Source organism: Lysobacterales bacterium (assembly GCA_016721845.1).
Classification (GTDB): Bacteria; Pseudomonadota; Gammaproteobacteria; order Xanthomonadales; family Ahniellaceae; genus JADKHK01.
In genome coordinates, this window is sequence record JADKHK010000013.1 from 1591683 (window position 1) to 1612220 (window position 20538).

The following is a 20538-nucleotide window of genomic DNA, read 5'->3' on the forward strand; positions in this document are numbered from 1 at the left end:
CTCATGTCCCGGATCCCGGCCCTGTTGTTCCTGACGATGTCGCTGTTCGCGCTGCCGGCACGCGCCGACTGGGATGCGAAGCTTGAAGCCGAGGAGCAGGCGAAACGCGAAGCCGCCGCGCGCGAGGAACAAGCGCGCAAGGCTGAAGCCGATGCCATGCTGGCGGCCGCACGCGCCAAGGCGGACGCGGCGATGATGGCCGACAAGCGCAAGACGCTTGGCGCCGCGGCGACCGGCAGGTCCGACGCCGAAGTGAACCGCCTCTACGACGCGCACATCGCGCAGAAGACCGCCGAAGCGGACGCCGCGTTCGCGGAAGGTCAGAAAGCCCTCAGCTCGGGCGCCGGCGCCGCCGCGATGAAGCAGGTCACCGGCAAATCGATGCAGGAGCTGCAATCCATGTCCGACGAAGAACTCGAGGCCATGGCCGCGGAAATGGCGGCGAAGTACGGCGGGGAGTGATGCGCTCGACCTTGGGCGTCAGCGCTCAGTGGTGATGACCACCCGCGCCGTGCACGTGACCGTGGGCGACTTCTTCTTCGCTGGCGTCGCGCACTTCGGTGATCTCGATATCGAAGTTGAGCGTCTTGCCTGCGAGCGGATGATTGGCATCGATGTCGACGACCGTCGCACCGACCTTGATCACGGTGACCTGGTGCATGCCTTGTTGTGACTTCAGCACGGTGACCATGCCCGGCTTCAGCTTGTCGCCGTCCTGGAAGTACTTCTTCGGCACGCGCTGGGTGCGATCCTCGTCACGCAGCCCGTAGCCTTCCTCGGGCGGCACGGTGATCACGAACTGGTCACCGGCCGACTTGCCCTCGAGCGCCTTTTCGACACCCGGGATCAGCGAGCCATGGCCGGCGAGGATCGCCAGCGGCTCGCCGCCTTCACGCGACGAGTCGATCTGGTGGCCGGCCGCGTCGGTCAGCGTGTAATGGAACATGACGACTTTGTCTTTCGTGACCTGCATGGCCGACTCCGCAAGCAAAAAATGGGCGCGGATCATAACGGCTGGGCCATCCCGGCGCGAATCGACAACGAATTGTTGACCCCGCGCGCGAACGGCACCGCTACACTCGGCATTCGAACCACCGTTTGAATGGATCGCCATGCGCACCCTCCGACTGTTCACCTTGAGTCTCGCCCTGATTCTGGCGGCCTGCGCCACCGCGCCGCCGAAGCGCATCAATCCGCCCGCGCTGTCGATCCAGCGCCTGGCGATGCCGGATTCCGGCAGCGCGGACGTCGAACTGCGCCTCCAGAATCACAGCGATGTGCCGATGCGCTTCGCCACCATCGACCTGAAACTGCGCTTCGCCGGCGTTGATGCCGGGACGTTGCGGGTCCAGCCCGGCATCGAGGTCGCGCCGCACAATGCCGAAGTCGTGACAGTACCGATCGACCCCACGCACCACGCCGAGATCGCACGGGTGCTGGCGGACCAGCGCGATGGCACCGTGCACTACCAGTTGCGCGGCACGGTCGATATCAGCGAACCCGAACGCCAATACGACATCAACTTCGAAAGTCGCCTGAGCCCGGTGCCGGGCAAGCCCGGCGAGTTCCGCTGAACCCCGCCATTCCGCAACCGACCCCGAAATCCGCAGGAGTCTCCGATGAGCCGCTATGCCGCCCCGCTTCGTGAAATGCGCTACGTGCTGTTCGACGTGCTGCACGGAGAGTCCCACTTCGCCAGCCTGCCCGGCGCCGACAGCGCCAACCGCGAACTGGTCGATGCCGTGCTCGACGAAGCCGCGAAATTCAACGAACAGGTGCTGGCACCGCTGAACAAGACCGGCGACCAGGAAGGCTGCCACTGGAACGCCGGCGTCGTGACCACGCCGAAAGGCTTCAAGGAGGCCTATGCGCAATTTGTCGACGGCGGCTGGAGCGGACTCACCGCGCCGGAAGCCTATGGCGGACAGCATCTGCCGGAAATCGTCGGCGCCATCGTCAAGGAAATGATCGACTCGGCCAACCTGAGTTGGGGCACTTATCCGCTGCTCTCGCACGGCGCCACCGAAGCACTCAAGCACCACGGCGAGGAATGGCAGCGCCAGGTGTTCCTGAAGCCCATCGTCGAAGGCCGCTGGACCGGCACCATGTGCCTGACCGAGCCGCATTGCGGCTCCGACCTCGGCCTGCTCAAGACCAAGGCCGAACCCACGGCCGACGGCATGTATCGCATCAGCGGCACCAAGATCTTCATCACTGCCGGCGAACATGACCTGACCGAGAACATCGTGCACCTCGTGCTCGCGCGCCTGCCCGACGCACCGCCCGGCACCAAGGGCATCTCGCTGTTCATCGTGCCGAAATTCAAGACCGCGCGCGACGGCACCGTGGGCGAGCGCAACTCGTTGTCGTGCGGATCGATCGAGCACAAGATGGGCATCAAGGCCTCGGCCACGTGCGTGATGAACTTCGATGGTGCCGAGGGTTATCTGATCGGCCAGGCCAATCGCGGCCTCAATGCCATGTTCACGATGATGAACACGGCCCGCCTCGCGGTTGGTCTGCAGGGCCTCGGCCTGATCGAGCGCGCCTACCAGAACGCGCTGTTCTATGCGCGTGATCGCCTGCAGATGCGTTCGCTGAGCGGTCCGAAGCGCCCGGACAAACCGGCCGATCCGCTGATCGTCCACCCGGACATCCGGCGCATGCTGCTCACTCAGAAGGCTTTCGTCGAGGCCGGCCGGGCCTTGTCGTATCGCGCCATCATGCTGGTCGACGTGTTCGAGCGCGCCAGCGACGCCGAAGTGAAGAAGAACGCCGACGATCTGCTCGGTTTCCTCACCCCGATCGTCAAGGCAGTGATGACCGAACTCGCCGTCGAATGCACCAACCATGCGCTGCAGATCTACGGTGGCCACGGCTACATCGCCGAGTGGGGCATGGAACAACTCGCCCGCGACGCCCGCATCACCACGATTTACGAAGGCACCACCGGCATCCAGGCGCTGGACCTGCTCGGCCGCAAGACGCTGCAGAGCCAGGGCGCCGGCCTCAAGCTGTTCCTCACCGAAATCGCCGATTTCTGCGCCGCGAACGCCGGCAACGCCGATGTCGCCGAATTCATCCCGGTGCTGACCCAACTCGCGCAACAGTGGCAGGAACTCACGATCCACGTCGGCAAGGCGAGCATGGCCAACCCGGAAGAACTCGGCGCGGCCTCTGTCGACTACCTGTTTTACGCGGGCTACGTCTCGCTCGCGTACTTCTCGGCCAGACTCGTGGCGCACGCTCGCCCGCACGGCGATGCCTTCCTGAAGAACAAGCTCGACACCGCGCGCTTCTATTTCACCCGCATCCTGCCGCGTACCGGTGCGCATGCCCTTGCGATCCGCGCCGGCGCCGCAACGCTGATGGCGATGGACGAGGACGCGTTCGGGTGAGACTGCACCCGGTGCTGGTCGCGATGTTCGTCGCAACAGGCGCGATCGAGGCGGCAAGCTTCGATTGCACCAAGGCGACGACGGAAGTCGAGAAGCTGGTCTGCGCGGACGCTGCGCTGTCGGCGCAGGACGACGCACTTGCGGCGACCTATCGCCAAGCTGCGTCGCTGACGACGCCGGGCGACACTGAGCCGAGGGCGTCGCAACGCGCCTGGTTGAAGCAGCGCAACGCCTGCACCGAGGCCGAGTGCGTGGCGAATGCCTACCGAGCGCGCATCGCCGAACTCAACGATGCGATCGGGCAGGACCTGAACGCGGAGGCCATCGCGGGCAGCTACACCCGTCGCGACCGCAACTACTCCGACGAAGGCGAGCCGTCCGAGATCACCGTGCGTGCCTTGCCCGACGGCCGGGTCACGATCGAAGGCGAAGCGCTGTGGATCGGCAATGCCGACACCGGCAACGTCAATACCGGCACACTCGAAGGCGACCACGAACTGCGCGCCGGCGTCGTCGACTATCGCGATGGCGACGACGAATGGTCCTGCGTGCTGACGTTGCGATTTGGCCGCGACAGCATCGACATCGACGAACCGCGACCCACCTGTGGCGGAAATCACGTCCGCTTCGGTGGTCATTACCGAAAATCGCAGTGATCTCGCAGCGCTGCGCGCTAGGATGGCCGCAGCGTTCGCCGACTCGAGCAGGCTCGCCCGATGGATCCAATCACCGCATTCGCGATTGCGACGTTGATGATGATGCTCAACGGCGCCGTACTCGGCCTGATCCATCGTGATCTGCCGGAGTCCCTGCGTCCGGCCGCGACCAGCTGGCGCTTCGGCACCCTGCTGATGGCCGGCGGTTGTGTCCTGCTCGCGGTCCAGCACGAACTGCCCGCCGGTTTCGTCTTGCCCGCAGCCAACGGCATGCTGTTTCTCGGCTTGACGGCCTATTGGCGCGCATTGCGCCAATTCGACGGCTGGCCGGACCACCCGTTGATCCTGCTGCCCTTCGTGCTGGGCACCGTGGGTGTCGCCTGGTTCGCGATCGTCGACCCGCGACTCGACCGCCGTGTCCTGATCAGCTCGATCGCCTGGACGATCATGTTCGTCTCCAGCGCGCATATCCTGTATGCCGGGCGCCGCCGCGACAACGCGATGAGTCGACGGGTCCTGTTCGTGATCTTCGTGACGCTGGCCCTGTTCATGCTGGTTCGCGCCGGCTACTTCGCGCTGAGCGCCGACCGGGTGACGGATATTCTCGACGGCCGCAGCTGGATGAACATGGCGACGCCGCTGATGGCGTCGGTGCTGCCGGTGGTCGGCACCACGGCCTTCCTGCTGATGTGTTCGGAGCGCATCCGGCGCCAGTGGGAGCATGCGGCCTCGACCGACGCACTGACCGGTCTCGCCAATCGGCGCACGCTCACCCGTGTCGGAGCGGAACGGCTGCAGCGGGCGCGGGCGCAGCGCGATCCGTTCGCGCTTGCCATCGTCGACATCGACCACTTCAAGTCGATTAACGATCGCTTCGGGCACGACATCGGCGACCTCGCGCTGCGCCACGTCGCCGACGCGCTCGCCAAGGCCGCGGCGGCATCGGCATTGCCCGGTCGCCAGGGCGGCGAGGAATTCGTGGTCCTGCTCGCTGCCGACCGCGATCAGGCGCAACAGCAAGCCGAACACCTGCGTGAAGCCGTGCGCAGCGCCCGCTTCCGTTCCGGCGAACAGGAAGTGGCCATCACCGTATCGATCGGCGTCACCAGCACGACCGCCAACGACGATTGCCTCGACGATCTCTTGCGCCGCGCCGATCAGGCACTGTACGCGGCAAAATCCGGTGGCCGCGACTGCGTCGTGCTGGCCTGAAACTCAGGCCACGTAGATCGTCTTGATGTTCATGAATTCGTGGATGCCGTGGCCGGCAAGTTCGCGGCCGAAGCCTGACGATTTGGTACCACCGAAGGGCAGGCGCACATCGCTGCGCACCAGTGCGTTGACGAAGACTGCACCGGCGGCGATGCCACGGGCAACGCGCTCGCCGCGTTCGCGGTCGCGCGTCCAGACGCTGGCGCCGAGACCGAAGCTGGTGTCGTTGGCGACGCGTGCGGCGTCGGCTTCGTCGCGCACGCGCAGGATCGACGCGGCCGGGCCGAACAGTTCCTCGTGATAGGCCGGCATGCCCGGCGCGACATGATCGAGAATCGTCGCCGGATAGGCGGTCGGCAGCGGCAGCGGATCGCCGCCGCACAGCAGCTTCGCACCCGCGGTCACGCTGGCCTGCACCTGTCGATGCACGGCATCACGCAGATCGGCACGCGCCATCGGCGCGAGCGTGGTGGCATCGACGCTCGGGTCGCCGACGGCGAGCATCCGCGCGCTATCGACGAAGCGCTCGATGAACGCATCGGCCACGGCATCGACCACGATGAAACGCTTGGCCGCGATACAGGTCTGCCCGGCATTGCCGAAGCGCGAGGACAGCGCGATCGGCATCGCCGCGTCGAGGTCGGCATCGGCCAGCACCACGAAGGGATCGCTGCCGCCGAGCTCCATCACGCATTTCTTCAGGTGCGCACCCGCCGTCGCCGCGACCGAACGCCCGGCACGCTCGCTGCCGGTCAAGGTCACCGCCCGGATGCGCGCATCGGCGATCAGCGCCGCGGTTTGTGTGTTGTCGACATGCAGCGTCGCGAACACGCCCTCGGGCACGCCCGCCTCGCGCAGGACGCGTTCGATCACGTCGGCGCAACGCGGCACATTGGTCGCGTGTTTCAGCAACGCGACATTGCCGGCCATCAGCGCCGGTGCGAGGAAACGGAACACCTGCCAGATCGGGAAATTCCACGGCATCACGGCCAGCACGCAGCCGATCGGCTCGTAGCTGACGAAGCTGCGCTTCGCCTCGGTCGCGATCATGTCGTCATCGAGATACTGCGCGGCATGCGCTGCGTAGTACTCGCAGCACCCGGCCGATTTCTCGATCTCGGCCAGTGCTTCGCGACGCAGCTTGCCCATCTCCGCCGTGACGAAGCCGGCGATGGCTTCCCGGCCAGCCCGCAAGGCGCGCGCGACCGTGTTCAACACTGCAGCGCGCTCGTCCAGCGTCAGCCCCGACCAGGCCGGGAACGCACGCTCGGCCGCCGCCAGCTTCGCCTCGATGGCGGCGCCATCCATCATCGCGTAGCGATAGTCGACCTGCCCGGTCCAGGGATTCACGATCTCGATGGTCATGGATTCAACCGCCCTGCTGGAGCGCCAGCTGCATGTCGCGCTGACGCTGACGTTCCTCGCGCGCCATCATCCACCAGCCAATGAAGGCGGCGACACTCACGATACCGATCAGCAACGTCGCCAGCGCATTGATTTTCGGACTCACGCCCATGCGCACGGACGAAAACACCTTCATCGGCAGGGTCGTCGACGACGGCCCGGAGACGAAGCTCGAAATCACCAGGTCATCCAGGGACAGCGTGAACGCGAGCAGCCAGCCCGAGGCCAGTGCCGGCGCGATGATCGGCAAGGTGATCAGGAAGAACACCTTGACCCGGTTCGCGCCGAGGTCCATCGCGGCTTCTTCGAGCGACTTGTCGAGTTCGCCCAGACGCGAGGAAATCACCACAGTGACGAAGGCGACGCAGAAGGTCACGTGCGCGATCCAGATCGTCATCACGCCGCGCTCCTGGAACAGGCCGAAGTTCTCGCCCATGGCCACGAACAGCAGCAGGATCGACAGACCGGTGATCACTTCCGGCATCACCAGCGGTGCCGTCATCAGCGCCGAGAACAGCGATTTTCCTGGGAACTGCCGAAAGCGAGTCATCACCATCGCCGCCATCGTGCCGAGCACGACCGAGGCACACGCGGTCATGAACGCGATTTCGAGACTGACCTTGGCGGCGTCGATCATCTGCTTGTCGCGGAACAGCTCGCCATACCACTTCAGCGAAAAGCCGGACCACACCGTCACCAGCCGATTCTCGTTGAACGAGTAGATGATCAGGATGAGCATCGGCAGGTACAGGAACGCGAACCCGAGCAGCAGCGTCGAACGCGTGAACCACGAGGTCTTCGCAACACTCATGTCAGCCGTCCTTCCAGTTCCTTCGACTGGTAGTGGTGGAAGATCATGATCGGCACGATCAGCAGCACCAGCATGACGATCGCCACCGCCGAGGCCACCGGCCAGTCGCGGTTGTTGAAGAATTCCTGCCAGAGCACGCGCCCGATCATCAGGGTGTCGGCGCCGCCCATGAGTTCTGGAATGACGAACTCGCCGACCACCGGGATCATCACCAGCATCGAGCCGGCGATGATGCCGGCCTTGGACAGCGGCAAGGTGATCTTCAGGAAGGCCTGCCATGGCCGGCAGCCCAGGTCGTAAGCCGCTTCGAGCAGGCGATGATCGTGCTTCACCAGATTCGTGTAGAGCGGCAGGATCATGAACGGCAGGTAGGCATAGACGATGCCGATGTAGACCGCGACGGGCGTGTGCAGGATCTTCAGCGGCTCGTCGATCACGCCCAGCCACATCAGGAAGTTGTTGAGCAGGCCGTTGTTCTTGAGGATGCCGATCCAGGCATAGATGCGGATCAGGAACGACGTCCATGACGGCAGCACGACCAGCATCAGTGCCGTATTGCGCGACGCGGTCGGCAGGCGCGAGATCGCGTAGGCGATCGGATAGCCGACCAGCAGGCAGAAGAAGGTCGCAACGACGGCGATCTTCAGCGAGCTCAAATAGGCATTGATGTAGAGCGAGTCGCGCAGCAGAAACAGGTAGTTCGCGATGTTGAACTTGACCGTCAGCGTGTCGCTGGCCCAGCTGGTCAGGCTGGTGTAGGGCGGCATGGCGATCTGGATGTTCGCGAAACTGATCTTCAGCGCGATCGCGAACGGCACCGCGAAAAACAGCAGCATCCAGAAATACGGCGGCGCGATCACCGCCCACTTGCCATCCGGCAGGTAGCGTCGCAGGCGGGCCATCATGAGGTCAGCACCACGCCGGCGTTCTCGCCCCAGCTCAGCCACACCGGATCGTTCCAGGTGAAGCGTTCGGAGGCCCAGCGCTTCGCATTCATGAAATGCACGAGCAGCTTCTTTCCGGTGGCGAGGCGCACGTGATAGACCGAGTGCGTGCCGAAGTAGGCGATGTCCTCGATCGTGCCGCGCGCCTTGTTGCGTTCCTGTGCCGGCTCGTCTTTCTCGATCTTGATCTTCTCCGGGCGCAGCGCATAGGCCACCGCCTGACCTTCGAAGCCGGTCACGCCGTGGCCGACGAAAATCGCATTTTCGAGCACATCGCTGCGGATGGTGACGTGGTCCTTCTCGTCGTCCTCGATCGTGCCTTCGATCAGATTCACCGAACCGATGAACTGCGCGACGAACTTCGACGCTGGCTGTTCGTAGATTTCGTCCGGCGTCCCGATCTGGCGGATCTTGCCGGCATCCATGATCGCGATGCGCGTCGCCATCGTCATCGCCTCTTCCTGGTCGTGCGTGACCATCACGCAGGTGACGCCGAGACGCTCGATGATGTTCACCAGTTCGAGCTGCATCTGGGAACGCAGCTTCTTGTCGAGCGCACCCATCGGCTCGTCCAGCAGCAGCAGTTTCGGACTCAACGCCAGCGAACGCGCCAGCGCCACGCGCTGCTGCTGGCCGCCGGACAGCTGATGCGGCTTGCGCTTCGCGAACTTGCTCATCTGCACCAGGTTCAGCATTTCGTCGACGCGCGTCTTGATCCGGTCTTTCGAGTGGCCGGCCATCTTCAGACCGAAGCCGATGTTCTGTTCGACGGTCATGTGCGGAAACAGCGCATAACTCTGGAACATCATGTTGATCGGGCGATCGAAGGGCGCCAATTCGACGATGCTGCTGCCATCGAGATCGATCTTGCCGTAGGTCGGTTTCTCGAAGCCCGCAAGGCAACGCAACAGGGTCGACTTGCCGCAGCCGGAGGCACCGAGGAGGGCAAAGATCTCGCCCTGGCGGATGGTCAGGCTGACGTCGTCGACGGCACGGAAGCCGTCGTATTCCTTGGTCAGGTCGTCGATGCGAACGTAGTCTTCGCGCAGCGGCTCGGCTTTCGCACTGGCGGTCGAAGCGGCGACGGATGTTGCGGTGGCAGCCATGCACTCTCCCCAAAGAAAGAACCCCTCGCCGTCGGGCGAGGGGTCCGGAGGCTTACTGACCCGTTTTCAGGGTCGTCCAGTGGCGGTTGAACAGACGGTCCACTTCCGGCGGCAGCACCGCCAGCGTGAACAGCTTGCCCATCACTTCTTCGCTCGGATAAACACCCGGATTGCTGCGCACCGACTCATCGATCAGCGGCAACGAGGGCGCCACGCCGTTGGCGTAGGACACGTAGTTCGAGATTCCCGCCATCACTTCCGGGCGCATCAGGTAATCGATGAACTTGTAGGCATTGCCGGGATGCTTGGCGTCCTTCGGGATGGCCATCATGTCAAACCAGACCGGCGCGCCTTCCTTCGGGATCGAATACGCGATCTCGACGCCCTTCGCGGCCTCTGCAGCGCGGTCACGGGCCTGGAAGATATCGCCCGACCAGCCGATCGCGACGCAGATGTCGCCATTCGCGAGGTCGTTGATGTACTGCGAGGAGGGGAAGTAGGTGATGTGCGGCCGCAGCTGCTGGAGGCGATCGACCGCCTTCTGGATCACCGCTTCATCGAAGCTGTTCGGTTCTTCGCCGAGATACTTCAGCACCGGCGGAATCATCTCGGATGGCGTATCGAGCAGGGCAACGCCACAGGCCGAGAGCTTCTTCAGATTCTCCGGCTCGAAGACCATCGCCCAAGTGTCAACCGGCGCATTCTCGCCCAGGATTTCCTTGACCTTGGCGACGTTGTAGCCGATGCCGGTGGTGCCCCACAGATAGGGCACGCTGTAGCTGTTGCCTTCATCCAGCTGGGCGATGGTGCCCATCAGCTTCGGGTCGAGATTGCCGTAGTTCGCGATCTTCGACTTGTCGATCGGCTGGAATACGCCGGCCTGGACCTGACGCGCGAGGAAGGACAACGACGGCACGACGATGTCGTATCCGGTATTGCCGGTGACGAGCTTGGTTTCGAGAATTTCGTTGCTGTCGAACACGTCATAGGTGACCTTGATGCCGGTCTCCTTCTCGAAATTCGCGATCGTGTCCTCGGCGATGTAGTCGGACCAGTTGTAGATGTTCAGGACCTTTTCCTCGGCCGCCGGCTGCGCGGGCGTGGTGGCGGTCGTCGCGGCGTTGTCCGCGGGCTTGTCGCCACCACAACCGGCGAGCGCGCCGGCGATCAGGATGCCGAGCCAATGCTTCTTCATCTGCGATTCCTCCAAGTGAATGACCGAATCCGGGTCGGCCCGATGATACATAGCCATGGCCGCGGTCAGACCGCGGTCGCGACGCCCAATGCCTCGGCGGTGTGATTCAGCGCACGCCACGTCTTCTCGAACAACTCGTCGACCTGCGCCTTGGTGATCACCAGTGGCGGCGACAGCAGCATCGCATCATAGGTCGCGCGCAGGATCAGGCCTTCCTTGAGCGCGAAGTCACGGCAGATCACGCCGACCTTGCCACGCTCGCTGAAGAACTTGCGCTGCGACTTGTCCGGCACCAGTTCCAGCGCGCCGACCAGTCCGGCAATGCGTGCCTCGCCGACCAGCGCATGGGTGCCGAGTTCGGCCCAGCGGCTCGCGAGATAGGGCGCGATCTCGTGCTTCGCGGTCTCGACGATCTTCTCGTCCTGCAACAAGCGAATGTTCTCGAGCGCCACCGCCGCGCAGACCGGGTGCCCGGAATAGGTATAGCCGTGCGCGAGCTCGCCACCCTTCTCGGCCAACACCTTGGCGACGCGATCGTTGAACATCACCGCGCCGATCGGGATATAGCCGGAACTCAGGCCTTTCGCGATCGGCATGATGTCGGCCTGGAAGCCGAAATATTGCTGGCCGAACCATTCGCCGGTGCGGCCGAAACCGCAAATCACTTCGTCCGCGATCAGCAGCACGTCGTACTTGCGGCAGATGCGCTCGATCTCGGGCCAATACGTCATCGGCGGAATGTAGACGCCGATCGCGCCCATGATCGGCTCGCCGATGAAGGCGGCGACGCGCTCCGGCCCGAGTTCAAGGATCTTGGCTTCGAGACGGCGTGCGGCAACGCGTCCGTATTCGTCGGGCGACAGGTCGCCGCCGTCGATGAAGAAGAACGGTTCGTCGATGTGCTGGATGTCGGGAATCGGCAAGCCACCCTGCTTGTGCATGCCCTTCATGCCGCCGAGGCTGGCGCCCGCAACCGTGCTGCCGTGATACCCGTTGTGGCGTCCAATGATGATGTTCTTCTGCGGCTGGTCCTGCACCGCCCAGAAGTGCCGCACCATGCGCAGGATGGTGTCGTTCGCTTCCGAACCCGAGTTGGTGAAGAAGGCGTGGTTCAAGTCGCCCGGAGACAGCTCGGCGAGCTTGGCGGCGAGGCGCACGGTCGGCTCGGTCGTGCACATGAAGAAGCTGTTGTAGTAGGCGAGCTGCTCCATCTGCTTTGCCGCCGCGGCACCGAGCTCCTTGCGCCCATAACCGACATTCACGCACCACAGCCCCGCAAACGCATCGAGCAACTTGTTGCCCTCGGCATCCCAGACATAACAACCCTCGCCCTTGGTCAGGATGCGGGTGCCGCGCTTGGCCAAGGCCGCGTTGTCGTTGAATGGATGCAGGTGGTAGGCGGCATCGAGCTGCTGCAGCTCGCGGATGTTCGGAAGATTCATGGGCACTCCGGATTCAGACATTGAGCAGCAGGAACTCGCGTTCCCACGAGCTGATGACGCGGAAGAAGGTCTCGTATTCCTTCTGCTTCACCGAGATGTAGGCGTTCACGAAGCGCTTGCCGAGCAGGCCTTCAAGCTCCTCGCAGTCACGCAATTGCGACAATGCGGCTTCGAGCGAGCGCGGCAGTTCGTAGCCAAAACTTTGCGCACTGCCGGTCAAGGGTTCGGTCGGCAAGAGTTTTTCCTTGATGCCGAGCCAACCGCAGGCCAGGGTCGCGGCGATGGCGAGATACGGGTTCGCGTCCGACCCGGCGAAACGGCTTTCGACGCGGGTGTTCTCCGGCGTGTCCATCGGCACGCGCAAACCGCAGGTGCGGTTGTCGTAGCCCCATTGCACATTGATCGGCGCGACCTGACCGAGCGCCAGGCGGCGATAGGAGTTCACGTTCGGACCGAAGAATGCCATCGCCATCGGCACGTACTTCTGCAACCCGCCGAGATAATGCATGAACAGTTCGCTGTGCTTGCCGATCTTGCCGCCGGCGAACACGTTCTTGCCGGTCTTCGCATCGATCATCGACTGATGGATGTGCATCGAACTGCCCGGCTCGTTCTCCATCGGTTTCGCAAGAAAAGTCGCATAGATGCCATGGCGCAACGCGCATTCGCGCATGGTGCGCTTGAACAGGAAGACCTGATCGGCGCGCGACATCGGATCGGCATGCTGGAAGTTCACTTCGAGCTGGGCCGCGCCGGATTCGTGGATCAGCGTGTCGACGTCCAGCTCCATGGCCTCGGCGTAGTCGTACATGTCGTCGAGGATCGGATCGAACTCGTTCACTGCGTCGATCGAATACGACTGCCGCGCGGTTTCCGGACGACCGGAACGCCCGGCCGGCGGCGCCAGCGGGAAGTCCGGGTCGGTGTTCTTCTGCACCAGGAAGAACTCGAGCTCGGGCGCGATCACCGGCTGGATGCCGAGTCCCTCGTACAGCGACAACACCCGCCGCAGCACGTTGCGCGGCGCCAGTTCATGCGGGCGGCCATCCTTGGTGTAGCAATCGTGGATGACCTGGGCGGTCGGCGCGCTCGCCCACGGCACCATGCGCACGGTGTCGGCGTCGGGTCGCAGCACCATGTCCGAGTCGGACGGGCTCACGAGATCATCGTAGTTGTCGGGATAGTCGCCGGTGACCGTGGTCGCGAAGATGCCTTCGGGCAGGCGCGTGCCGTAGTCATGCGAGAACTTCGCGGCGGGGATGATCTTGCCGCGGGCGTTGCCGGTGATGTCCGGCACCAGGCACTCGACTTCGGTGATGCGGCGGTCTTTCAACCAGCGCTTGAGCGAGCTTTCGCTCTTCTCTGCCTCGGCGGCCTTGCTGGCCTGTTTTGCTTCGGATCGTTTCTTCGCCATGGGATCAGTTCCGTCTAGCGGCGCGTTCGCGGCAAGCGCTCGCGAAGGCCTGGAAAATGCCCAGATAGAACGGATTCTCGCGAACCTTCCATTCCGGGTGCCATTGCACGGCCAGCAGGAATGGATCGGGTGCATCGAGCCGGATCGCCTCGATCAAGCCGTCACGCGCGCGTGCTTCGACCACGCATCCGGGCGCGAGCTTGTCGATGCCCTGCCCGTGCAGCGAATTGACCTTCTCGACCTCACGCCCGGCAATGCGATGCAGCAGGCCACCCGGCACCAGATCGATCGCGTGCGCCGGCCCGTATTGCACGTCGAGCGGTGCATCCTTGTCTTCACGGTGATCATGGAAGCCCGCCGTCTCGTGCACCTTCTGGTGCAAGGTGCCGCCGAGCGCAACATTCACCTCCTGCAGCCCGCGGCAGACCGCGAGCACGGGAATCTTGATCTCGATCGCGAGTGGAACGATGCGCAGCGTGGTCGCATCGCGCACCGGATCATGCAGGTTGCCTTCCCAACTCGGTTCTTCGCTGTAGTGGTGCGGCTCGATGTTGCTGTAGGCGCCAGTCAGCAGCAGGCCATCGAGTTCGGACAAGACCGTGTGCAGGTCCAGCGCAGGTTCCAGCGACGGAATCAGCAGCGGCAGACACTGCGCGCCATCGACGACGGCGCGAATGTATTTCTCGCCAACCGTCTGGGTCGGATGATGGCCGATCATCCGGCGGTCGGAAGGCAGGCCGACGAGTGGACGCGTACGCATGCTGGGCCTTGCGTGGGGATGGCGAACCCTAGCCGCGCCGTTCGACTTTTTCAACATCAGGGCGGAAATTGGCCGCCGCCGGCCATTTCATGTTGAGTATTTTTTACGGACGCGACATTTCCCGCTAGCATCCAGCGACCTCCACGGCCGGTGCGGCGCATGAAACCGAACGAAATGACCGACGAAGACGATGCCACCCTCGACCTCATCGTCGGCTGCGAACAGATCGACCTGATCCTGCCCGACATGAACGGCCTGCTGCGCGGCAAGCGCGTGACCCGGGACGCGCTCGACAAGGTTTATCAGAACGGCGTGTGCCTGCCGATGTCGCTGATCGGTACCGACGTGACCGGCAATACCGTCGAGGAAACCGGTCTCGGCTACGACATCGGCGACGAAGACCGCATCTGCCGACCGATCCCCGGCACGCTGCGCCCGATCCCCTGGCAGGGCAAGCCGATGGCGCAATGCCTGATCCAGATGGAGGACGGCCAAGGGGGATTGTTCGAAGCGAATCCGCGTGAAGTGCTGAAGCGCGTCGTGGACCGCTACAAGGCCAGAGGATTGACGCCGGTCGTCGCCGTCGAACTGGAGTTCTACCTGCTGGATGCCGAACTGACGATCGAGGGGCGTCCGCAGACCTCGATCAATCCCGCCACCGGGCGTCGCAACACCACGACGCAGGTGTATTCGATGGAAGACCTGAATGACTATCAGGGCTTCACCGATGCCATCAATGATGCCTGCCGCAAGCAGCGCATTCCGGCCGACACCGCGGTCGCCGAATATGCGCCGGGCCAGTTCGAGATCAACCTGAAACATCGCAGCGACGCCGTGCAGGCCTGCGACGACGCGGTGATGCTCAAGCGCGCAATCAAGGCAGTCGCCTCGAAGCAGGGTTTGCTCGCCAGTTTCATGGCCAAGCCCTTTGCCGACCAGGCCGGCAGCGGCACGCATATCCACGTCAGCGTGCTCGACAAGAACGGGCAGAACATCTTCGCTTGCACCCCGGACGCACCTGCGGAAACGCTCAAGCACGCGGTCGCCGGACTGCAGCGCACCTCGACCGACTGCATGCTGATGTTCGCGCCGCATGCGAACAGCTATCGCCGCTTTGTACTGAACGCGTTCGTGCCGCTGAATGACTGCTGGGGCTTCAACAATCGCACAGTCGCGATGCGCATTCCGCACAGCGACCCGGCCAACATCCGCATCGAACACCGCATCGCCGGTGCCGATGCGAATCCGTACCTGGTCACTGCCGCAGTGCTCGCCGGCATGCTCGACGGGCTGGAGAACGGTGGCGATCCCGGCCCGGCCATCGTCGGCAACGCCTACGAACAGACCGAGATGCGCGAGCTGTTCTGGCGCGACACGCTGCGCGACTTCATGAACAGCGACTTCGTCGCGAGCACCTTCGGCGAGAAATTCCGGCATGTGTTCGGGCAACAAAAGCTGAAGGAACTGCGCAGCTTCCAGCGCGAAGTGACGACGCTGGAAATCGACTGGTACCTGCGACTGGTCTGAGCGGAGCCGACCCATGGGCACGATCCGCGACCGCGATGCCGCGCACGACTCCTGGTACGCGACGACGTCCGCTCCCTGGCCATCGCAACCGCGCCTCCAGGGCCGCGAACGCGTCGACGTCGCCATCCTCGGCGGCGGCCTGACCGGGTTGTCGGCGGCGCTGGAACTGACCCAGCGTGGACTCAAGGTCGCGATCATCGAAGCGCATCGCGTCGGCTGGGGCGCGTCCGGTCGCAATGGCGGCCAGGTCATCTTCGGCTATGGCTGCGATCAGGCGAAGATCACCTCGCTCGTCAACATCGACGATTCGCGCAAGCTGTTCGACTGGTCGGTCGAAGGCGTCGATCTGGTGCGCGAACGCATCGCCCGCTACGGCATTGACTGCGACTGGCGCGACGGCCATGCCCATGTCCCGATCAAGCCGCGCCAGGTCGCCGAACTGCGCGCCTGGCAGCAGGACCTGCGGGAGAACTTCGGCTACGCAACCGAGTGGTGGGATCGTGAGCGCCAGCGCGCGGAAATCGCCAGTGATCGCTATCTCGGCGCCCTGTTCGACCCGAAGTCCGGGCACCTGCATCCGCTGAACTACACGCTGGGCCTGGGGCGCGCTGCGCTGGCCGCAGGCGTGTGCATCTACGAACAGTCGCCAGTGATCGAACTGGTGCGCAGTGATGGCGCGACCTCGAAGCCACGCCTGCGCACCGCCGATGGCGAGCTCGAAGCCGACTTCGTCGTGCTCGCGGGCAATGCCTACGTGCACGGCCTCGCGTCCGAACTCGATGCGCGCGTGATGCCGGTCGGCACCTACATCGGCGCGACCGAGCCGATCGGCGCAGCGTGCATGCAGACGCTGATCAAGAACGGCATCGCCGTCGCCGACATCAACTGGGCTCTCGACTATTTTCGTCCGAGCAGCGATCACCGCCTGCTGTTCGGGGGTCGCGCGAGTTATTCGACGCTGCAACCCTTGAACCTGCGCGCAACCATGATCCAGCGCATGACCCGTGTATTCCCGCAGCTCGCCGGCGTGAAGCTCGATCATGTCTGGGGCGGCTACGTCGATATCTCGCTGAATCGCGCCCCGCATTGGGGCCGGCTCACGTCGAACATCTACTTCGCGCAGGGCTTCAGCGGCCACGGCGTCGCGGCCACCGGTCTCGCCGGCCGCGTCATTGCCGAAGCCATCACTGCCCAGACCAGCCGCCTCGACCACTACGCCCGGATCCAGCACCACCCCTTTCCCGGTGGCCGCACCCTGCGCACGCCCCTGCTCGTCGCCGCGATGGCCTGGTACAAGCTGCGGGATGCGTTGTGGTGAACCACGCCGATTCACCGCCCGGAAAATCGCGCCAGCGAGGGAAGACCTCCATCTGGATCCAGCCTCGGGTTCGCAGCAGCGATCCACGCCGACACCTTCATTGCCGATAGTGTTCGCACACCGGCCCTCGGAGTCGCTGACATGCAAAGACTGCACCGCACGATCGCCTTGGCACTGATCGCCGTCAGTCCGATGGCCCATGCGCAGCTCTACGGGACCTCGCCCTTCCAGAACGGTCCGGCGCCCGAGAATGGCAGTCTCTACGTCTTCGACCCGGACACGCTGACCTGGATCGATGGCCAGGAAGTCAGTTTGCCCGGATTCTTCATCACCGGCATTACCGGGCTGACCGTGCATCCCACCCTCGCTCCGCCCAACGACGGCGACAACGGCAAGCTCTATGCCATCCTGAAAGTCAGTGCCGTGAGTGGCCGCGTCTTGGCCACGATCGACTTGGCGACAGGCGTTGCGACCCAGATCGGCAACCTGGGCGACACCTTCTCCTCGCTGTCATTCCGGGAAGACGGCCAACTGTTTGGTGTCACCGACGATGGTGCGTCGATTCCGGAGTCCTTGTTTCTGATCGACAAGGATACCGCCGCCAAGACCATGGCCAGATCGCTCGGCGCAGGAGCGAGCGGCGACATCATCGCCTACAACCCGGTCGACGATTTCTTCTATCACTGGTCAGGCGACGGCACGGTGGTCTATGAGCGGATCATGTCCGAGGCGCCTTACTTGACCACCGATATTCCGGTTGTCCTCGCGACCAGTGGCGAGACGTTGGGCGCCGTCTGGGACCCATGCCAGTCCCGGACGATCGGGGCCGTCACCCGGACAGGCTTCATCGGGTCGAACATCAATTCACGCTTCAACTTCTGGTTCGCCGACGGCACGGTCTCGCCGAGCGTCAGCTTCTCGCCTGACTACGTTCGCGGCGTGGCCTTGCTGGGTGGCTACAGCTGCGATGCCGATCTCGGCATCGGCATCGGCGCGACGGATCCGTCGCCCACCTCGGGCGATCCCGTCACCATCGATATCGTCGTCGACAATGCCGGCGAAGCGCGCGCGATGTCGCCCACCATCCAGATCACGCTGCCGACCAGCATCACCGCCGCGACCACCAATGGCTGCCAGGAAGATCCGAATGGCCTGCCCACCTGCACTCCGAAGATCATGGTGCAGCGCTACGAGACAGGCGCCGCCCTCTACGTGCCCTTCCCGCTGAGCAATCTCTGGAAAGGCCGTTCGGTGACCGTCCGTGTCACGGGCACTTATGACGGCAATGCCGGCGATGTGGTTGCGAGCACCACCTCGAACTCGAACGAGACCCAGGCCGCAGACAATACGAATCGCTTCCGCCTCGGCGATCTGCTGCTGCGAGATTCGTTCGAATAGAGCCAGCACAACATGCCTGCGCCCAGGGGTGCGATCGGCGCCGAGCCCCCACGGTCGGGGCTGACACGATCCAGACACATGGCCATGTCCGGTTTCCGCGGTTTCTCCGTTCCTCCAATCGGGAAGCCACAGATCGGAGACATCGCCATGAACGCAGCAACTGGATCACGCCCTCGCCGCCACCTCGCCGTCGCCCTGATGGGGCTGGCCCTGGGGTGCGGCGCGGCCCAAGCCGCCCAGCACTGCGTCAGCACCGGCACGCAACTGGCCAACGCACTGAATTCCGCCGCCAGCAACAATCAGGACGACGAGATCCGCATCGTTGCGACCACGCTCTCCGGCACCTCCAACCCGGTCGGCAATCCACGCTGGGGATTCACGCCCGGCGCGAATGATCTCGACAAGAACCTGACCATCACCGGTGGCTGGAGCAGCGGCAACAACTGCAACAGCCAGATCTCGACCGATCCCAGTGATACCGTCCTGGACTCGAATTTCAGCGGTCGGGCGCTTCAGTTCCAGGTGCTGACCGGGCCGTTCGAAGGTGATGTCGTCCTCCGCAACTTCACGATTTCACGCGGGTCGTCATCCGTACAGAACTCGGGCACGAGCCTGGAATGGCGCGTCACCGGCTCGGCGGTGTCGTCGCTGCTCGCCGAGAACCTGCTCGTCATCGCGGCCGCCAGCTCGACCGCCTTCACCCAGCCCGTGCTGGTCGAACACAGCGGTTCGGGCAATGCCAAGCTGCGCAACATCATGGTCTTCGGAAACTCGACGCAAGGCACGGGCGGCATCTTCATTCGTGCCAGCGGCACGGCCTTCGCCATCCTCTCGAATGCGAGCATCTTCGACAACCATTGCGCGTGTGCAGCGGCGGGACTGGGTGCCGGCGGCATCGTGACGCTGGCCAACAACGCGGTCGCGGACAACACTTCCAGCGCCGCCAGCAGCTTCCAGTTCCGCTCGGACGCGCCCACCGGCCTCACACTGCGGAACAACCACTTCGGCACGAAGTCGATGGCCGGCAGCCCGAATTCGGAAACCGGCACGACCACGGGTGACGCCCAGTGGACCCAGGTCGGATCGCTGATCATCCCGAACACCATTTCACCCTTGCGCGACAGCGGCATCAACAATCCGACCGGGCAACTGTCGAGCACGGACTTCAAGGGCGATGCGCGCATCGTCAACACCACCGTCGATCGCGGCGCGGTCGAGGCCGAGGCGATCCCTCACATCGGGCCGACGATTTCCGCCGTGGCCCCCACGCCCGGCATCGGCCTGTTCATGCCCGACGGTCTGATCAACACCACGCATACCCGCAGCATCACGTTCGCGGCCACCGGTGGCACCGGCGCCGGCACCACCAGCCTGGTCTGCACCGACAACAACAACGCCGCGACGCTGTCGGCCTCGGCCAGCCAGACGATCGCCGTCGGCGATACCGTCGCGCCGATCGTGGTGACCATGACCTACACGCAAGCGGGCTACAACCTCGGCGTCTTCTGCACCGCGAACACCAATGGCAACACCTACAGCTTCGAATATGCGTTCTTCATGCCCAACGCGAGCCCGCTCGGCCCGCTGGTCCAGCCGGTGTCCCCGCAAGTGGGCAGCACCACCGTGTTGAACGGACAAACCGTCGGCCAACTGGCATCGGGCACCCTGACGTTCACCGCCCAGGGCGGCGCCGTCGGTGGCCAGGCCAGCCTGACCTGTGCGCCGCTCTCGGGTGTCATCGCGGTGACCGGCAACGACAGCCAGACGATCACGGCCGGCGGTACGGTTCTGCCGGTCGAAGTCAGCATGCAGGTGACCGGACAGGCACAGTCCGCGAGTGTGCGTTGCGTGGCCAGTCGCGTCGGTTCGGCACCGGTGAACATGGACTACCTGTTCACGTTGAACTCGCTGGATACGATCCTCGGCAACGGCTTCGAAGACTGATCTCGCCCC

The 20538-nt window shown here is 64.1% G+C and carries 18 protein-coding genes; 9 read left to right on the top strand and 9 right to left on the bottom strand.

Annotated features, from left to right (window positions below; all coding sequences use genetic code 11):
- The first annotated feature begins 3 nt into the window (after nucleotides 1-3).
- Nucleotides 4-462 carry a hypothetical protein gene (locus IPP28_14760; protein ID MBL0042255.1) on the top strand — a complete coding sequence of 153 codons (459 nt, stop codon included), beginning with the start codon at nucleotides 4-6 and terminating at the stop codon, nucleotides 460-462.
- 25 nt (nucleotides 463-487) lie between these two features.
- On the opposite strand, the gene IPP28_14765 is transcribed toward IPP28_14760, so the two are convergent.
- A complete protein-coding gene (locus tag IPP28_14765) occupies nucleotides 488-973 on the bottom strand; it encodes a peptidylprolyl isomerase (GenBank protein MBL0042256.1) in 486 nt (161 codons plus the stop codon).
- A gap of 139 nt (nucleotides 974-1112) precedes the next feature.
- Between IPP28_14765 and IPP28_14770 the strand changes: the two genes are divergently transcribed.
- The 4 genes from IPP28_14770 to IPP28_14785 are packed head-to-tail and all read left to right on the top strand — an operon-like array spanning nucleotide 1113 to nucleotide 5266.
- On the top strand, nucleotides 1113-1574 hold the full coding sequence (locus IPP28_14770; GenBank protein MBL0042257.1) for an LEA type 2 family protein: 462 nt from the start codon (nucleotides 1113-1115) through the stop codon (nucleotides 1572-1574).
- A gap of 45 nt (nucleotides 1575-1619) precedes the next feature.
- Nucleotides 1620-3398: an acyl-CoA dehydrogenase C-terminal domain-containing protein gene (locus IPP28_14775; protein ID MBL0042258.1), complete on the top strand. Its 1779-nt coding sequence runs from the start codon at nucleotides 1620-1622 to the stop codon at nucleotides 3396-3398.
- A complete protein-coding gene (locus IPP28_14780) occupies nucleotides 3395-4054 on the top strand; it encodes a DUF1311 domain-containing protein (GenBank protein MBL0042259.1) in 660 nt (219 codons plus the stop codon). Before IPP28_14775 ends, IPP28_14780 begins: the two co-directional genes overlap by 4 nt.
- Nucleotides 4055-4114: 60 nt before the next feature.
- Nucleotides 4115-5266, top strand: a complete 1152-nt coding sequence (locus IPP28_14785) for a GGDEF domain-containing protein (GenBank protein ID MBL0042260.1) — start codon at nucleotides 4115-4117, stop codon at nucleotides 5264-5266.
- A gap of 3 nt (nucleotides 5267-5269) precedes the next feature.
- Here the strand turns inward: IPP28_14785 and IPP28_14790 are convergent, their stop codons facing one another.
- The 8 genes from IPP28_14790 to IPP28_14825 form a co-directional block, all read right to left on the bottom strand.
- Complete coding sequence (locus tag IPP28_14790) at nucleotides 5270-6631, bottom strand: NAD-dependent succinate-semialdehyde dehydrogenase (GenBank protein ID MBL0042261.1); 1362 nt, start codon at nucleotides 6629-6631, stop codon at nucleotides 5270-5272.
- 4 nt (nucleotides 6632-6635) lie between these two features.
- Nucleotides 6636-7481, bottom strand: a complete 846-nt coding sequence (locus IPP28_14795; GenBank protein ID MBL0042262.1) for an ABC transporter permease subunit — start codon at nucleotides 7479-7481, stop codon at nucleotides 6636-6638.
- Nucleotides 7478-8386, bottom strand: coding sequence for an ABC transporter permease subunit (locus IPP28_14800; GenBank protein MBL0042263.1), 909 nt, complete (start codon nucleotides 8384-8386; stop codon nucleotides 7478-7480). Before IPP28_14800 ends, IPP28_14795 begins: the two co-directional genes overlap by 4 nt.
- Nucleotides 8383-9531: a polyamine ABC transporter ATP-binding protein gene (gene potA / locus IPP28_14805; GenBank protein ID MBL0042264.1), complete on the bottom strand. Its 1149-nt coding sequence runs from the start codon at nucleotides 9529-9531 to the stop codon at nucleotides 8383-8385. Before potA ends, IPP28_14800 begins: the two co-directional genes overlap by 4 nt.
- A gap of 52 nt (nucleotides 9532-9583) precedes the next feature.
- Nucleotides 9584-10726 carry an extracellular solute-binding protein gene (locus IPP28_14810; GenBank protein ID MBL0042265.1) on the bottom strand — a complete coding sequence of 381 codons (1143 nt, stop codon included), beginning with the start codon at nucleotides 10724-10726 and terminating at the stop codon, nucleotides 9584-9586.
- Nucleotides 10727-10791: 65 nt separating this feature from the next.
- Nucleotides 10792-12168 carry an aspartate aminotransferase family protein gene (locus IPP28_14815; GenBank protein MBL0042266.1) on the bottom strand — a complete coding sequence of 459 codons (1377 nt, stop codon included), beginning with the start codon at nucleotides 12166-12168 and terminating at the stop codon, nucleotides 10792-10794.
- Nucleotides 12169-12181: 13 nt separating this feature from the next.
- Entirely contained in the window at nucleotides 12182-13582 is a 1401-nt protein-coding gene (locus IPP28_14820) for a glutamine synthetase (GenBank protein MBL0042267.1), read from the bottom strand.
- A gap of 4 nt (nucleotides 13583-13586) precedes the next feature.
- Entirely contained in the window at nucleotides 13587-14342 is a 756-nt protein-coding gene (locus IPP28_14825; protein ID MBL0042268.1) for a gamma-glutamyl-gamma-aminobutyrate hydrolase family protein, read from the bottom strand.
- A 174-nt stretch (nucleotides 14343-14516) separates the two neighbouring features.
- Between IPP28_14825 and IPP28_14830 the strand changes: the two genes are divergently transcribed.
- The 4 genes from IPP28_14830 (at nucleotide 14517) to IPP28_14845 (ending at nucleotide 20529) form a co-directional block, all read left to right on the top strand.
- Nucleotides 14517-15869, top strand: a complete 1353-nt coding sequence (locus IPP28_14830; GenBank protein MBL0042269.1) for a glutamine synthetase — start codon at nucleotides 14517-14519, stop codon at nucleotides 15867-15869.
- A gap of 13 nt (nucleotides 15870-15882) precedes the next feature.
- Nucleotides 15883-17187 (top strand): FAD-binding oxidoreductase, encoded by a 1305-nt coding sequence (locus tag IPP28_14835; GenBank protein ID MBL0042270.1) that lies wholly within the window; start codon nucleotides 15883-15885, stop codon nucleotides 17185-17187.
- Nucleotides 17188-17328: 141 nt separating this feature from the next.
- A complete protein-coding gene (locus tag IPP28_14840; GenBank protein ID MBL0042271.1) occupies nucleotides 17329-18585 on the top strand; it encodes a hypothetical protein in 1257 nt (418 codons plus the stop codon).
- 147 nt (nucleotides 18586-18732) lie between these two features.
- The gene (locus tag IPP28_14845) at nucleotides 18733-20529 is read left to right on the top strand and encodes a hypothetical protein (protein MBL0042272.1); all 1797 of its coding nucleotides are present in this window, start codon (nucleotides 18733-18735) and stop codon (nucleotides 20527-20529) included.
- Nucleotides 20530-20538: the final 9 nt, after the last annotated feature.